Raw genomic sequence first — 15,133 nt, 5'->3', positions numbered from 1 at the left:
CCATGCGCTTCGACAACGTATTCCAGCTCGGCATCAAGGAATTGCGCGGCCTGGTGCGTGACCCCACGCTGCTCGTGCTCATCGTCTATTCCTTCACGCTGGCGGTTTATGCCGGCGCAAAGGCGCTGCCGGAAACGTTGAACCGCGCCGCGATCGCGGTCGTCGACGAGGACCATTCGCCGATCTCGACCCGCATCGAGATGGCGTTCACCGCGCCCTATTTCTCCGCGCCGCGCCTGATCTCGCAATATGAGATGGACCGGAGGATGGACGCCGGCCTCGACACTTTCGCACTCGACATCCCGCCCGACTTCCAACGCGACCTGCTGGCGCGCAAATCGCCCACGATCCAGCTCAACGTCGATGCGACACGCATCTCGCAGGCGTTCAACGGCGGCGGCTATGTCGAGCAGATCGTCAGCGCGGAAGTCGCGGAGTTTTTGGCGCATACGCGCGATGCCCAGGCCGCGCCGATCGAGCTGGCGCTGCGGGCGCGGTTCAATCCGGAGCTGAAGAAATCCTGGTTCGGCGCCATCGACCACGTGATCACCTCGATCACGATGCTCTCGATCATCCTGACGGGTGCGGCGCTGATCCGCGAGCGCGAGCACGGCACCATCGAGCACCTCCTGGTGATGCCGGTCACGCCGCTGGAGATCATGGTGAGCAAGGTCTGGTCGATGGGGGCCGTGGTGCTGGTCGCCTCTGGGCTGTCGATCGCCTTCGTCGTCAAGGGATGGCTGGAGGTGACGATCGACGGCTCGCTGGCGCTGTTCCTCGTCGGCGCCGCGCTGCAGCTGTTTGCCACCACCAGCATGGGCATCTTCCTCGCCACCGTCGCCGGCTCGATGCCGCAGTTCGGGCTGCTGCTGATCATGATCCTGCTGCCGCTGCAGACCCTGTCGGGCAGCATGACGCCGCGGGAGAGCATGCCGCAATTCGTCCAGGACATCATGCTGGCCGCGCCCAACACGCATTTCGTGATGCTCGCCCAGGCGATCCTGTTCCGCGGCGCGGGCCTGGAGGCGGTGTGGCCGCAGCTGGTCGCGCTCGCCGTGATCGGCGGCATCTTCTTCCTGATCGCGCTGCGGCGGTTCCGCGCATTCCTGGCTTAGCGCGCGGCTCTACAGCTTGTGCCCCTTCTGGCGCAGCGCCTCGATCAGGCGCTGCTTCAGTTCGTCGGCGGCCTTCTGGCTGACGTCCTGGCCGATTTGCGCACTCGCCTGCGCCAGCGCATCCGACTTCTCCAAAAACTTCTTCCCGGCCGGCTGGGCATAGAACGCCTCGATCTGGCGCAGCTCGTCCACCGTGAAGCTCTGGGCATAGAACGCCGCGATCTGCTCGACCATGGACGCTACGAACGGAGCATAGATCTCTGAGCCGGGTGCCGTCACCGCATCGTAGTCGCGCTCGATCTCCGGCCTGTCCTGCGCAACCACGGGCCGAAGCTTGAGCAGGAGCTGCGGCAGCAATGCGCGGTACTGATCGGCGATCTTCAAGGTGACGACGAGCTTGCGTGCCGCGCTCATCGCCTCCGGCGACGGCGCCTGTGCCGATGCACCGCAGGCGAGAAACAGGAGAGTGCCGGCGATCGTCAACAAACGTTTGGACATTGGGCTCTCCCGGAAATGCGGACGATGCTTCAGCGGCTCGCGGGAGCCGCGCCGGCGGTCGCCGCCTGCGCGCTCTCGACCATCTCCGGCTCCTCGACCTCCGTCACCTTCACGAACAGGTTCGGCACGCGCTCGGCGCGGTTGAGCAGCCAGGCCGCGCCGACCATGATGACGATGCCGACGATGGAGACGGCGAACTGCTCCCAGACGCCCTTGGTGTATTGCGTCAGGATCCAGTGCGCCGAGAACGACAGGAACACACCGAGACAGAAGATCGGCAGCGAGTGCTGGCCGCAGAGGATCACGGGGCGCAGCCAGACCCCATGCAGCGCGCGCCATTTGCGCGAGAGGAAGTGGGTCACCCAGATTGCCAATGCCAGGAAATGCGTGAAGCGCAGCATGTCGAGGTCGGTCTTGTCGATCGGGTAGATCGCCTTGATCATCCATTTCGGGATCAGCGCCTCGAGCGCGGGGACGTGCCAGGTCATCACGATCAGCAGCGCGAACACCAGCCAGGCCGCGGCCAGACCCATCGCCGCCCTCGACCACACCCATCTGGCGACCTTGTCGATCTGGCCGACGCCGCACCAGGCCGCGAACACGAACATCAACTGCCAGCAGAACGGATTGAAGTACCAGGTCGTGCCGGGCGGGTAGGAGGCGATGTTCCAGTTGAACCAGCGCGCCAGCACGTAGAGCACGACCGAGGCGGCGAGCGTCAGGTTCGGCCGGCGCACCAGGCACCAGACGATGAAAGGTGAGGCGAGCACCAGCGTGATGTAGAGCGGCAGCACGTCGAGATTGACCGGCTTGTATTTCAGCACGATCGCCTGCCCGATCAGCTCGTCCGGATGCGCCAGGAAGTTGAACACGTTGAACTCATGCTGGTACATCGGATTGTCGAAGCGGCGCGCGGTGCGGGCGATCTGCGCGGTGAACAGCAGGAACAGCATGATGTGCGCGACATACAGCTCGGCCGCACGCCGCCACAGCCGCTTCATCGCGGCGAGAAACCAGCCCCCGGCGACGATCGGGCCGTAGATCCAGCCGACCAGATAGCCGGAGATGAAGACGAAGAATTCGGCCGCATCGCTGAAGCCGTAATTGCGCAGCGTCAGCCAGGCCACGACGTCGTGCGGGATGTGATCGAGGAAGATCATCCACAAGCCGATGCCGCGGAAGAGATCGAGCCTGAGGTCGCGCTCGACCGGCGCCAACAAAGCTGACTGGTCCCGTGTGATCATGGCCCCGCCTCATCCGGTAGGCGTCGCGCCATGGCGGCGCCGGCAAAATGCGATGCTAAAAAATCGAGATCAAAAGTCACCTGGCCCTGCGGCTAGTCACCAACGGTAGCCCACCTTGGCGTTGGTGCAAGGGGCTCGTCACTGCGGTGAGCGGGGCTGCCTCTCGCAGCCGTCTGGAGGCGGCGCCCGACCAATTATGTCGAAAACAACCCCATGCACAGTAGCTAACCCTTTGTGCTGCCTACGAGATTCGTTCGGCATTTTGGGCCGGCGGTTTGGTGAGGCGCAGATCTTGCCGGGCGCGGCGTCAGATCAGCTCGCTGCCCTGGGCGAGCACCTCGGTCAGCATCGCCTCGGCCTTGCGCTGGAGCGGCCCCGCGCCGCTTTCGGAGGCGATCGCGATGGCGGCACGCAGCGCGGTAAGGATGGCCGCCCTGCTCTCGGTACTCGAGGCGGGCGTCACAACGGCTTCGCCGAACAGGGCCTCGGCCTCGAGGCCCGAAAACCCCTGCTGGCGGGCGGTGTTGCGCGCCTCGCGCAGCATGTTCTGCGAGGCCCTGACATCGCCGAGGCGGCAGGTCGCGAGCGCAAGGTAGATCGAGCTGCGCAGCACCGCCGAGGTGTAGCCGACCGCCTTGGCCTCCTCGCGCGCCTCGGTCAGCATGCCGCGCGCCCGGTCGAACAGCCCCTGCTCCAGATAGGCCATGCCGAGGTGGCAGGCGAGCACCGGCACGAACAGGCGGATGCCGTGCTTCTGCGCCAGCACAAACCCGTCTTCGAGAATGGCGGCGGCCGTCGCCGGGTCGCCCCGGCCGAGCATCAGGCAGCCGCCGCTATAGGCGGCGGCGACGCGGTCGTAGGGACGTCCGGTCTCCTCCGCGATCGCAGCCGCCTGTTGCTGAAGCTGCTCGGCGGTGTCGAGCTCGCCCATGACGGTGTGGGTGATGCCGTTCATCATGCAGCAGAGGAGGAGCAAGGATCGTGGAGTCGTGCCGATCGGGGCACTCGATGCCGAGCCCACGAGACCGGCACGTGCCGCGGCCAGCATCTTCTCGGCGCTATGATAGCGGCCGCAGAGAAAATAGGCCTGCCCAAGACCATATTGTGCGAGATTACGCCAGCCGGGATTGCCTGAGCTTTCCGCCAGACGCACGACCTCTTCCCCGATCGCGACAGCTTCGACCGGCGTTCCGTAGAAGTTCTGCGCGCCTGCTCTCACGGTCATGGCCGCGATCTTGCGCCCGATGTCGTCGATTGCATCGGCGCGCCGTTCGGCTTCGCGTCCCAGATCCAGGGCTTCGGCGACGCGCCCCGATCCGGCAAAGGCCAAGCGCGCCTCCATCCGGAGATCGATGGCATCTGCTTCTCGCGCTTGCGTCACCGGGGTCTTGTCGAGAGACCCCATCGCGATCTCGAAATAGTCGACCGCGTCGGCATAGGCTGAGCGCACCAGACATTTTCGAGCGGCGCTTCTGCCATGGTGAAACGCCTTCTGCCAATCCTTCGCCCTCGTCGCGTGATAGCAGAGCGCGTCCGGCCCGTCGTTCGATGCCTCGTCGTCCTCGAGCGCTGCGAGGATGCTGGCATGGATGCTTTCGCGCACCTTTTCGACCATGGAATCGTAGGTCACCTGCCGGACCATCTCGTGCCGAAATTCGAGCGAGTCCTCCAACTCGCTATCGATCCTGACGAGCAGTTCGGCCCGGTCGAGCGCGGTGAGGCAATCCTGCAGCACGCCTTCCGGCAAGGCCGCGATCTTCCGAAGCAGGGCCTGGTTTGTCCGGGGACCAAACGCCGCGGCGATCTGCAGGAGCGACCGTTCCTGTCGTGACACGCGATCGAGCCGCGCCGCGATCACACCTTGAATGCTGGTGGGAATGCCGAGCTCTTCCACGGGACGCGCAAGAGACAGGTCGCCCCACTGACCGAGGAGCAAGCCGCTATCCTTCAGACTGCGGCAGACTTCCTCGATGAACAGCGGGACGTTGGCGGTGTGGGAGATGATCCGGTTCTTCAGGTCCGCGTTGGTGGTGGCGGGGCCGAGCATTTCCGCGAGCATGGCCAGGCCCGAATCGTCGTCTAGGGGCCGCATGGCCACGATCTCTGCGTGACAGCGCGCAATCCACACCGGCATCCCGTTGGGCCGCGTGGTCAGCAGCACGAGCAAATCGGGACATTGCAGCGCGGAGAGAGTGGCCACGACCGTATCGCTGGCCCGATCGATCCAATGCAGGTCTTCGATCAGAAGGATCGTGCGCTGACGACGGGCGATGCTCTCGACGATCGCGCAGCTCGCATCTGAGATCGCGCGCCCGCGCGCGTGCGGCTCCAGTTCGTCCCATTGCGGATCGGAGATCGGCAGGTCCAGGACCGCGTCGATGGCTCGCTGCTGCACGGCCGGCAAGGCCCCTCTGGGATCATCCGCCCTGACCTGATCCCTTGCGGCCAAGTCGAAGATCGACAGCAACAATCGCTTGAGGGCGCTGTACGGCGCGCCCTGGAGATTCGGGCTGCACTCGGCATCGATCAGCCGCCAGCCACTGGCGCGAAGATCCTGCGCGAACTCGTGCGCAAGCCGCGACTTTCCGATGCCGGCGTCACCCATGAGCAGAACGGTCTGGCGGCTGGCGCTGACCCTTTCGGCCGCACGCCACAGCAAGGCCCGCTCCGTCGTGCGGTCGACAAATCGGGAAACACTGCGCGCACGCCGGACCCGCCAGCTCGAAAGATCGCTCGCGCCCATGACCCGGTACACAGGCATCGGCTCGCCGAAACCGCGGAGCTTCTTGCGACCCAGGAATTCGAAGCGGACATGCCCGTCCGCCAGCTTCTGACAGGCCTCAGAGACGTAGACCTGGTTCGCCTCGGCCGCCGCTTCCAGCCGCGCGGCCAGATGCTGGGCGGCCCCGCCGATCTCATAAACCTTGGAAAATTCGCTGGCGACCATGTAGGCAACCACATGGCCCGAGTGGAGCCCGACCCGGACCTGAAGGCCGGGATCGCCCAGGCTGCCAACACGCCGGACGAGCTCGATGGCCGCGTGGCAGGCGAGCGGCGCGTGGTTGTCGTCGGCGATCGGGGCACCGAACACCGCGGCCAGCCCGTCCCCGAGCTCCTTGCTGACGATGCCGCCAAACTGGCGCACCGCGCCTCTCATCGCCGCGAGAGCCGGTTCAAGGCGCGACACCGCCGCCTCCGGCTCCAGCTCGGCAACAAGTCCAGTGGAATCGACGACGTCGGCGCGCAAAATGGTCACGAACCGCCGTTCGCTGTCGGGCTCAGCGCGCTCGCGGACCGCCGCTCCGCATTTGGAGCACCAGCTATCGCCCGGACCGACCGCCGACTGACACGCGAAGCAATGCATTCCAGCGCCTTCAAACGACTGCCTCAGCAGTCTTCGCTACCCGCGCCCGCGAGACCTTCAGCTTACATTACCAATAGAGGACTACATGGCAATTAGGCTTGCGGGATACGCGACCTTACCGGATGGTAGCTCGCTGGACGAAGTGCAGTCGTGGATGGTAGCGTACCTGCACACAACAAATTGTGCGATCGGCCGCCGCGTGACGCGAAGTTGCGGCCAGACGCTACGGTTTTTGACAAACAGACATATCGAGGAAAGAGGCGATGGCGGGACTGGTATATAGCGGCAAGGCATTTCGAGACTTGATGAACGCCAATTACTATCCCCTGGCGAACATGAAGAAGAGCGTCGCCAAGCTCAAGGCATCCGATGACATCGACCTGCCGACCCTGGAATACGGCCAGTACCATTTGATCTTGAACCCGCCGTCGATATGGCCGCAGGGCAGCGCCAAGTACTGGCACAAGGAGAAGGGCCGGGCTCGGGTCGACCTGAGCACCCAGCCGAACACGGTCCCGCTCTCCAAGGACGAGCCCGGCGTCATCCCGCTGACACGATGTGACCTGCTCGATGCCTGCGTGCGGAAATGCTTCAACTCGGAGCCGCCGATCCCGATGAAGACGAAGATCATCAGCCACGCGGCAAGCGATGCCTATGCCCATCGGCACGAGATCCGGTTGGAGTGGGAATACAAGAAGGGCTCGGACAAGCCGACGCTGCTGAATCTGACGATGGTCTGTCCGCACAGGTCTTGATCTGCAGACGCAACCGGCTTCGATCGTCGCCCGCGCACTTGAGGTGCGCGGGCGTTTTGTTTGCCAGGGCCGCGCGCGGGTCGCCGCCTCAAGGGGAGCGACCGTGCCGGTTTAAGAGGAGCGGCCGATGCCCGTTGGACTCTTGGAGGTCGAAGGCACCATCAAGGTCGGCCAGTTCTGGCCGGAGGGGCGGTCGCATGCCGACAGCACCAAGATCGTGGTGGGCATCGCGCCGGATGCGAGCGAGCCATCTTCGCAGGTTGCGGACGCGCAACTAGCTATCGCTCCCGAAGAACCGATTCAGCTCAAGGGCCGTCTGCTGCGGAATATCCTCCGGAAAGAAATGTCCTCCATCGAGCGGCTTTCCTTGCACGTCATCGGCCCAGGTCCGCCATAGCCCCAAGGGGCCGCCCTCGCTCGCATACCAGGAATTCAACGGGCCGCGGCGGCTCCAGAGGATCAGGACAGGGCAATCAATCCGGCGGCCGGAATTGCGATCCGCCAGATCGTGCTCATGATCGATCGTCGCCGCCGCGCGATATTCCTCGCAGATCGCGTGAACATGCGCCTCATCGCGCAACGCCTCGACATAGGACGTCCGGACGGCCTGACTGAAACTGTCTGCTCGCGACCCCCAGCCATGGAGCGCATTGTCGATGACGGCATCGGGGGCTGCGTACAATAGCCGCTCAGGGAGAGGTTCAGGCTGCGCGAGCAACGACCAGGGCCAATAGCCGACCGCCAGTTCTTTGTCGGCACGCTCCCAGGCATCGGCGATCGGAACGACGTCGAGGACGGCGAGCCGCTCCACGCGGTTGCCATGGTCGAGCGCGAGCCGGTAAGCGACACGGCCACCGCGATCATGGCCCGCAACCGAAAAGCGGTCGAAGCCAAGCCTTGCCATGACGGACACCATGTCCTTTGCCATCGCCCGTTTCGAATATGGCGCGTGGTCCGGGCTGGAGGGCGGACAAGCGCTGCGACCATATCCGCGAAGATCGGCGCAAACGACCGTGAAGTCTTGCGCGAGCAACGGCGCAACGTCTCGCCACATCAGATGCGTCTGGGGAAATCCGTGCAGCAGGAGAATCGCCGGTCCCGAACCGGCCCGACGGATGAAAATCCGCGCTTCCTCCGCCTGAACATCGGCGGCCTCGAAATCCTCGAACTTCATTGGACCAGCCCTTCCGAATGACAGACAGCCGGAAAGCAAGTGCCTGATGGGCCCGGCGACAAAGATGACGCGCGGATCGAGACCGTGTTCCTTCAATCATGCAGTGCTGTTGCGCGCGGCACGCACGCCAATGGAGCGGCGGCCCGTCATGTCCCTGTCCGAACCAGCACCAAAGAATCGCGGCTTCGCGCGGTCGTCCCCCAAACAAAAATGGCCCGCGTGATGCGGGCCCTTTTCATATTGGATCCGGTAAAATCCGCGGTGGCGCCCTTTGCTTCCTGAACGCTCGCATCACCAGGAGTACCGCAGCGCCACTGTGCCGGCGTAGAGGTCCGAGCGCTTGGCAAATTCACCATCGAACTTGGCAAGCAGTTTCCAGTTCTGGTTCAGATACCAATCCGCACCAATCGAGGCGAGGCCGGAGTCGTGCGGGATCGGCGCGCCGAACACCGTGAAATTCGAGAGCGGCAACGCCTGAAACGCCGCATTGAGCGAAGGCGTGTCGACGAAATCGTGTGCCCAGGCCAGCCGCGCGCGCACGATCAGCGGCGTGCCACCGAGCAATGTCGGATGATCAAAACGGGCCCCGAGCTCGGTGCGAACATCGGCGGCTTGTTTGGCTGTATAGGTCAGGCCGAAGCCCAGATTATTCACGTCGGTCTCGCTGTAGGCGCCGGAGCGAAATGCCTGCGCCTGCGCCGCCGCATAGGGCGTGATCCCGAAGTTGGGCGTCACGGCAAGACGGTAACCTCCTTCGATGCGTGCGCCGATGCTCTGGCCGGTGAAGGTCGCACGCAGATTGCCGCCGAGCGCGGTTCGGTCGGTCGTGAACCAGTGATTGGCAAAGGCGATCGACTCGGCGATGTAGGCCGGGCCGATCACGGTCCTTGCATAAGCGCCGATTTGCGCGGACTCGCTGCGGCCGCTGCCGAGACTGTTCGACAATCCCCAATTGGTGCCGCCGCCGGCCGCGGCCAGGCCGATCACCGTCGAGGGCGAGAGGCGATAATCGATACCGCCGGCGAAACCGTAGGTGCTGAGGCGGGTGTCGGTCGAGCCGATCACGGGATCGCCGCTGGTCTTGCCGCTGCCGCCGAACGCCGCATTCCACAGGCTCCAGCGCTGCTCGAAGCTTGCAGGTGGCGGCGCCTTGAACATCGATGCGTAGGCCTGCGCCAATTCCGGCGGCAGATTGGCCTGCTCCTCCGGCGCAAAGCCGGTGACACCACCGCCCGTGACGGCGCCGAAATGGCCGTCGACAAAGGGATTGAGCATCAAATTGAGAAACTGGTCCATGAAGCGGAAGGAGGCGCGCTGCGCCCCTGTCGCCGCTTCGCCATCAAGGACCGTGAACGCGGCGCGCGCCTGCGCGGCGGAAAGACCCACAAGGGCGTTGAAGAGCGGCCCGCTGAAGCCATTGGCGTTGCCAGCGGCGTTCAGCGCGGACGCGACGTTGAACTGGTTGACCGTCTGCGTCACCGTCGTGAAGTCCACAGTGCCGCCTGCGCCGTTGCCGGTAATGTTCAGGTAGACGTGCGTCGCATCGTACGACAGCGATTCCTGCAGGAAGGCTGACGTCGATGACGCGGAGAGCGAGGCAAACGTGCCGCTGATGGCGCTGGCCGTGATGATGGCGTGCTGGCCGAGCGGACTGCCCGAACCGCCGGAGATCGTCGCCGACACGGTTGCGCCGGACACCGTCGCAACGCCGGTTGCGGTGATGGAATCGTTGGCTGCGCCACTGAGGCGGATGGTGTAGGCCGAACCTGGCGCCAGGAACGTCGGACCGTTGACGTTCAGCGTTGCGCCAACCGTCGAGCCGGGCAGCGCCGGCATCAGCGAACCAGCCTGCAATTGGATTCCGCCGGTGATGGTGCCGCCCGGACTGATGGCATTGGAGCCACCGGTCAGCTGGATCGCAAATTGCCTGACGGTTCCGCCGCCATCGAGACCGCCGCCGATCGTGCCGCTGTTGCTGATTGTGAGGCCGGAGCCAATGACGCCGGCACCGCCGGCACCTTTATTGGGACCGAATGAGGCACCGCCATCGCCGCCGGAAATCTGGCCGGAATTGACAAGCCTCGCTCCGGACGCCGCGAATTGCACCCCGGCCCCGCCTTGCCCCCCGGCTATCAACCCAATGCTTGCACCTCCCGCGCCGCCGGCGACAGATCCTGCGTTGTTGAGAAACGAGTTGGCTCCGCCAAACAGAACACCTGTACCGCCGGCGCCACCCATGGCCGCGTCGCCTACGTTCGACGTGATGGATTGGAGCAAACCACTTATCGTATGCGCGGCACTGCCGCCGGTTCCGCCGCCACCACCGCTTCCGGCCTGCACTGCGCCGAGATTGGTGAAGCTGACACCCGAACCGATAAACACTGCACCGGCACCGCCGATGCCTCCTTTGCCACCGTTCCCGCCGGTTGAGACAACCGTGGCGAATTCGCCCGATGCAGTGGCGTTGGCGGCACCGCCGTGACCTCCAGCGCCGCCGTTGCCGCCGGTTGACGTTGCTGCGTTGATCACGGTCACGTTCGAGCCCGTGACTTCAAGCCCTGCACCGCCGTTGCCTCCGGTGCCGCCGGTCCCACCAATCGCCGTCGCGCTTGCAGCACCGTCGACCGCGTTGCCAGTTGCTTTTGCGATACCCTGGCCGCCAGCCCCGCCCGCACCACCCGCGCCGCCGATGCTGTTGGCATTGAAGGTAAACGACCCGACTTGCAAATTTCCGACGCCGCCATTGCTGCCGTTGCCGCCGTTGCCTCCAGTTCCGGTCGCATTCGCAGTTGCTCCCGAACCGGTCGCCGTAACATCAGCGTTGCCCTCGCCCCCTATTCCGCCCGCGCCTCCAGCGCCGCCGACGCTGCTGGTGCTGAACGATCCGCCTTGCAGGTTGCCCACACCGCCGTCGCCGCCGTTTCCGCCACCGCCGCCGCCGACGATGATAGTCACAACATCGCCGGCACCGTTGGACGTCGTGAAGGCCTCCGTGGCGGCGCCTGCACCGCCTGCACCACCTGAACCGCCTGTGCCGAGGCCGAAGCCACCGCCCCCGCCACCGCCGCCGCCGGCTCCGCCCAAGGTGGTCGTACCAGACCCCGCTCCGACGCTGACGCCAGCCGCATCGCCACCGGCCCCGCCGTACCCGCCACCGCGCCGTTAAAGCCGCCGCCACCGCCGCCACCAAGGACCCCCGGGGCTCCATCTGGAGAGCCGGCCGTGCCCCCCGCACCGCCGCCGCCTACCGATGCTCCGCCCCGGTTACCGCCATTGCCGCCACCACCCGCACCTCCGCCTCCCCCGCTGCCCCATAGGCCGAGGAAGCCAGTAGCGGTGTTCGTCGTCCCATCAGCTCCAGCCGCACCAGAATCACCGATGCCCCCCGCGCCGCCTGCAACCGGCCCGGACGCACCGCCGGTACCGCCGTCGGCGCGTGCCGCCGTCGTGAGGCCGCTTGCCAGAATCAAGCCGAGGGCCGCGCTGGTCAGCAATGCGTTTCGCCTGCGATCGAACAACGTGCTGAACTTCATGACCCCTCCAAGGGAAACGCTTTGGCGTCCCATTCCCTGCTGTCAGCGCGGCGCGCTGCGCTGCCGACAAACCCGTAACCAGCGGCGCGCTCGGCGTTGAATCGAGCGCTCGGGACAATCTGGCATGGTTGGCGCGGGAGGGCTGTCGTCGAGGCGCAACAACGCTTTCCGCGCGCTTGATCTAAGGCGCGACGGGCTTTGCAAATTGCGAGTCGGCGAGGAACGGGCGGCGCCGTTTCAACAGCATTGCAACGCATGAGACGAGGTTGTCCACGCTTGTGCACGCGCGTCGCATGAGGAGTCGGGCGTTCGGCGCGATGGCTGGTCGTTGATCTATTGCGAACTCGCTCTTTTCTTTTTGCGAACACTTCCCCGCGCCAGCGCCGAAAAAAGCAGCATAACACCGTCGCTATGCACGTTGCCGTACTTAAGCCGAATGGTTACGGTTGCCGAAACTTCCCGGTGCCAATCGCCATGCATGTCGATGACATTGACCCAAAGCCGACGCGGTTTACGACGGACGAGCTTCCCGAACGTGACAGGCTGACCCGCTGGCGGGAGGAGTTCGGCAGGACCATCGTCAGTGTCGATATTGCGCCGTTGGCGCCGGAGGTCCCGTTCCGCGCCGAGGCCATGTTGCAGCGATTGCCGGGCGTGCGAATGGCGCTGTGCGACGGCACAGCGGCGGCGCTCGAGCGGACGCGCGCGCAGGCGGCGGCCAGTGACGACTCCGTCGGAATGATCGTCAATCTCGGTGCGTCGGCACTGGCGTTTCAGCGTGGTACCGAGGTGACGCTGAACCTCGGCGACGCGGTGCTCGTACGTCCGGACGAGCCCGGCCGACTGTGCGGAACAACTCACCTCGCGCTGCTCTTTCCGCGAACGCCGCTCGCCGAGCGCCTGCATGATGTCAGCAGCGTGTTCATGAAGCCGGTGTCCGGCCGCCAGCAGGCGCTGCAGCTGTTTCTGCGCTACCTCCGGATGATCCAGGCCGATATGGAGCCGACCGAGCCTGCCTTGCAGCAGGTGATCGTCAATCACATCCACGACCTTGCCGCGCTCGCCATTGGCGCGAACCGCGGCACGCTCGAGCAAGGCAAGTGCGCCGTTGCCGCGGCGCGACTTGCATCGGCCATCGAGCATATCGGCAAGCACTTCGCCGATCCCGCGCTTTCGGTCGCAAGCGTCGCGCGCCAACTTTCGCCGCGCTACCTGCAGGAATTGCTCGAGCAGTCCGGCGCATCATTCGTCGCGCGCGTCAACGAGCTGCGGTTGAAGCGCGCCTTCGCGCTGCTCACACGGTTTCCGAACCGGCCCATCGCCGAGATCGCCGCGCAAGTCGGATTCTCCAGCGTATCGCATTTCAACCGCCTGTTCCGGCTGCGGTTCGGCGACAGTCCGAGCGGAGTGCGCAGCCGGGACTAAAGCGCGATGAGCCTGGAATGAATCGTCATTGCGCTGACGGCCCGAGACAGTTCGACGATCCGTCGCCCAAAACAAAAATGGCCCGCTTAACGCGGGCCATTTTCGTATCGGATCCGGTAAAATCCGAATTTGGTTGCGGGGATAGGATTTGAACCTATGACCTTCAGGTTATGAGCCTGACGAGCTACCGGGCTGCTCCACCCCGCGTTAAACACTTGCTTTGCCTTCAGTTGGATCCCGGGGACGGTCGGTTAAGGCCTGCGCTGTTCGCGTGGCTTTTCTCGTCCGTCCCAAAGGCTTCCTTGGAAGGCAACCCGGGGCAAAGCCCGTCGGGTGCGGGGCGTATGTATCAAGGCGAGCTGCCTTTGGAAAGGGCTGCGGGAACGTTTTTTTCGACTTTATGACAGGGGAAGCGACCGATTTTGGCTGCGTTCCCTGTGCTCTTGCCAGAAGTTCCACAAAGGGCCAGCTTGCGGCAACAAGATTAAGGCTGAAACGCCGGTGAGGGAGGATCGCCGTGGACAAATCCCTGACGAGCGCCCCGGTCGGAGCGCTGGAGGAGGCCTTCCACAACATGGTCGTGCCGTCGCGGGACCAGCCGCCGGCCGGCCTTGCCGAGCGGCTTGACCGGCTGGCGCGGCTGCGCGCCGTGATCGCCGACAATGAGGAGCGCTTCCGGCAGGCGATCTCGGCCGATTTCGGCCACCGCTCGGCGGTCGAGACCACCATCGCCGAGACGATGCTGCTGTTCTCCGAGATCCGGCACGCCACAAAGTACCTCAAGAGCTGGATGGCGCCGCAGCGCGTCGCGACCGCGCTGCAATTCCTGCCCGCGCGCAACCGGCTGATGCCGCAGCCGCTCGGCGTCGTCGGCATCATCGCGCCCTGGAATTATCCGCTCCAGCTCACGCTCGCGCCCGCGATCGGCGCGCTAGCCGCCGGCAACCGCGTCCTGATCAAGCCGAGCGAGCTCACGCCGCACTTCGCAGGCCTGCTGAAGGAGACGGTCGCCGCGCGATTCGATGCGACCGAGCTGCTCGTCACCGGCATCGAGGGCGAGATCGCAGAGGCGTTTGCGCGCCTGCCGTTCGATCACCTCGTGTTCACCGGCTCGACCCGGGTCGGGCGGCTGGTCGCGGAGGCCGCGGGGCGTAACCTGACGCCGGTTACCCTCGAGCTCGGCGGCAAGTCGCCTGCGATCATCGACGCCTCGGCCGACCTCGATGAAGCGGCCGAGCGCATCGCCTACGGCAAGTTGCTCAATGCCGGGCAGACCTGCATCGCGCCGGACTATGTGCTGGTGCCGGAGCGCTCGTTGCAGGCCTTCGCCGAGAACGTGCGCGCCCAGATGCGGCGGATGTTCGGCACCGATCCCTCAAACAAGGACTACACCTCGATCATCTCGGACCGGCATTATGCCCGGCTCGAAGGCCTCGTCGCGGACGCGGCGCAGCGCGGCGCCAAAATCCTGCAGCCGGCGAAGGCGGACGATCCAAACTGGAAGGCGCATCGCAAATTCCCGCCGACGCTGATCGTCGGGGCGACCGACGCGATGGCGGCGATGCAGGAGGAGATTTTTGGGCCGGTGCTCCCGATTCTCGGCTATCGCGATCCCACTGACGCCATCGCCTTCATCAACCATCGCGATCGGCCGCTGGCGCTGTACTGGTTCGGCAAGGACGGCACCGCGCGCGACGAGGTGCTGGCCCGCACCATCTCCGGCGGCGTCACCATCAACGACTGCCTGTTTCACTTCACGCAAATCAACCAGCCGATGGGCGGCGTCGGCGCATCCGGCACCGGCGCCTATCACGGCGAATGGGGCTTTCGCACGTTCAGCAAGTTGAAGCCGGTATTCTATCGCTCCAAGTTCAACCGCCTCGCCGATCTCTATCCGCCCTATGGCGGCAAGATCGCGCGGTTGGAGAAGTTGATGCGGTTCATGTCGTAGGGGGCAGTCGTTCCGGGGCGCGAAGCGAACCCGGAACCTCGAGATTCCGGGTTCGATGCTCCGCATCGCCCCGG

At 65.1% G+C, this 15,133-nt stretch carries 9 protein-coding genes and 1 tRNA gene; 4 read left to right on the top strand and 6 right to left on the bottom strand.

The genetic code is table 11. The features are described 5' to 3' along the window. The first annotated feature begins 2 nt into the window (after positions 1-2). Complete coding sequence (locus tag A3AS_RS0131090) at positions 3-1,115, top strand: ABC transporter permease (protein WP_018321401.1); 1,113 nt, start codon at positions 3-5, stop codon at positions 1,113-1,115. A 9-nt stretch (positions 1,116-1,124) separates the two neighbouring features. Here the strand turns inward: A3AS_RS0131090 and A3AS_RS0131085 are convergent, their stop codons facing one another. The 3 genes from A3AS_RS0131085 to A3AS_RS0131075 form a co-directional block, all read right to left on the bottom strand. Continuing rightward, positions 1,125-1,613 (bottom strand): DUF2059 domain-containing protein, encoded by a 489-nt coding sequence (locus tag A3AS_RS0131085; RefSeq protein ID WP_018321400.1) that lies wholly within the window; start codon positions 1,611-1,613, stop codon positions 1,125-1,127. A 29-nt stretch (positions 1,614-1,642) separates the two neighbouring features. Next, positions 1,643-2,857, bottom strand: a complete 1,215-nt coding sequence (locus A3AS_RS0131080; RefSeq protein WP_018321399.1) for an OpgC domain-containing protein — start codon at positions 2,855-2,857, stop codon at positions 1,643-1,645. Between the two features lie 307 nt (positions 2,858-3,164). Next, on the bottom strand, positions 3,165-6,221 hold the full coding sequence (locus tag A3AS_RS0131075) for an AAA family ATPase (RefSeq protein WP_018321398.1): 3,057 nt from the start codon (positions 6,219-6,221) through the stop codon (positions 3,165-3,167). A 263-nt stretch (positions 6,222-6,484) separates the two neighbouring features. Here A3AS_RS0131075 and A3AS_RS0131070 point away from each other — a divergent pair, with 263 nt between their 5' ends. After that, positions 6,485-6,976, top strand: coding sequence for a hypothetical protein (locus tag A3AS_RS0131070; RefSeq protein WP_018321397.1), 492 nt, complete (start codon positions 6,485-6,487; stop codon positions 6,974-6,976). A 274-nt stretch (positions 6,977-7,250) separates the two neighbouring features. Here A3AS_RS0131070 and A3AS_RS0131065 read toward each other — a convergent pair whose 3' ends face one another. Together A3AS_RS0131065 and A3AS_RS49840 are read right to left on the bottom strand one after the other, a co-directional pair. Beyond that, positions 7,251-8,150, bottom strand: coding sequence for an alpha/beta fold hydrolase (locus A3AS_RS0131065; protein WP_018321396.1), 900 nt, complete (start codon positions 8,148-8,150; stop codon positions 7,251-7,253). A gap of 291 nt (positions 8,151-8,441) precedes the next feature. Next, positions 8,442-11,234: an autotransporter outer membrane beta-barrel domain-containing protein gene (locus A3AS_RS49840; RefSeq protein ID WP_018321395.1), complete on the bottom strand. Its 2,793-nt coding sequence runs from the start codon at positions 11,232-11,234 to the stop codon at positions 8,442-8,444. A 923-nt stretch (positions 11,235-12,157) separates the two neighbouring features. Here A3AS_RS49840 and A3AS_RS0131055 point away from each other — a divergent pair. Further along, positions 12,158-13,108: an AraC family transcriptional regulator gene (locus A3AS_RS0131055; RefSeq protein WP_018321394.1), complete on the top strand. Its 951-nt coding sequence runs from the start codon at positions 12,158-12,160 to the stop codon at positions 13,106-13,108. Between the two features lie 130 nt (positions 13,109-13,238). Here A3AS_RS0131055 and A3AS_RS0131050 read toward each other — a convergent pair. Next, positions 13,239-13,315: transfer RNA gene (locus A3AS_RS0131050), tRNA-Met, on the bottom strand. 367 nt (positions 13,316-13,682) lie between these two features. On the opposite strand from A3AS_RS0131050, the gene A3AS_RS0131045 reads away from it, so the two are divergent. Further along, positions 13,683-15,059 carry a coniferyl aldehyde dehydrogenase gene (locus A3AS_RS0131045; protein ID WP_084674949.1) on the top strand — a complete coding sequence of 459 codons (1,377 nt, stop codon included), beginning with the start codon at positions 13,683-13,685 and terminating at the stop codon, positions 15,057-15,059. Positions 15,060-15,133 lie beyond the last annotated feature (74 nt).

The organism is Bradyrhizobium sp. WSM2793, assembly GCF_000379585.1.
In the GTDB taxonomy this organism is placed as follows: Bacteria; Pseudomonadota; Alphaproteobacteria; order Rhizobiales; family Xanthobacteraceae; genus Bradyrhizobium.
This window is presented reverse-complemented; position numbering and strand designations above follow the sequence as displayed.

What these genes read in the sequence shown, in the direction of transcription:
- A3AS_RS0131085 (WP_018321400.1), bottom strand. Translation starts at nt 1,613, where the DNA reads ATGTCCAAACGTTTGTTGACGATCGCCGGCACTCTCCTGTTTCTCGCC.
- A3AS_RS0131055 (WP_018321394.1), top strand. Translation starts at nt 12,158, where the DNA reads ATGCATGTCGATGACATTGACCCAAAGCCGACGCGGTTTACGACGGAC.
- A3AS_RS0131090 (WP_018321401.1), top strand. Translation starts at nt 3, where the DNA reads ATGCGCTTCGACAACGTATTCCAGCTCGGCATCAAGGAATTGCGCGGC.
- A3AS_RS0131070 (WP_018321397.1), top strand. Translation starts at nt 6,485, where the DNA reads ATGGCGGGACTGGTATATAGCGGCAAGGCATTTCGAGACTTGATGAAC.
- A3AS_RS0131065 (WP_018321396.1), bottom strand. Translation starts at nt 8,150, where the DNA reads ATGAAGTTCGAGGATTTCGAGGCCGCCGATGTTCAGGCGGAGGAAGCG.
- A3AS_RS0131075 (WP_018321398.1), bottom strand. Translation starts at nt 6,221, where the DNA reads ATGCATTGCTTCGCGTGTCAGTCGGCGGTCGGTCCGGGCGATAGCTGG.
- A3AS_RS0131045 (WP_084674949.1), top strand. Translation starts at nt 13,683, where the DNA reads ATGGTCGTGCCGTCGCGGGACCAGCCGCCGGCCGGCCTTGCCGAGCGG.
- A3AS_RS0131080 (WP_018321399.1), bottom strand. Translation starts at nt 2,857, where the DNA reads ATGATCACACGGGACCAGTCAGCTTTGTTGGCGCCGGTCGAGCGCGAC.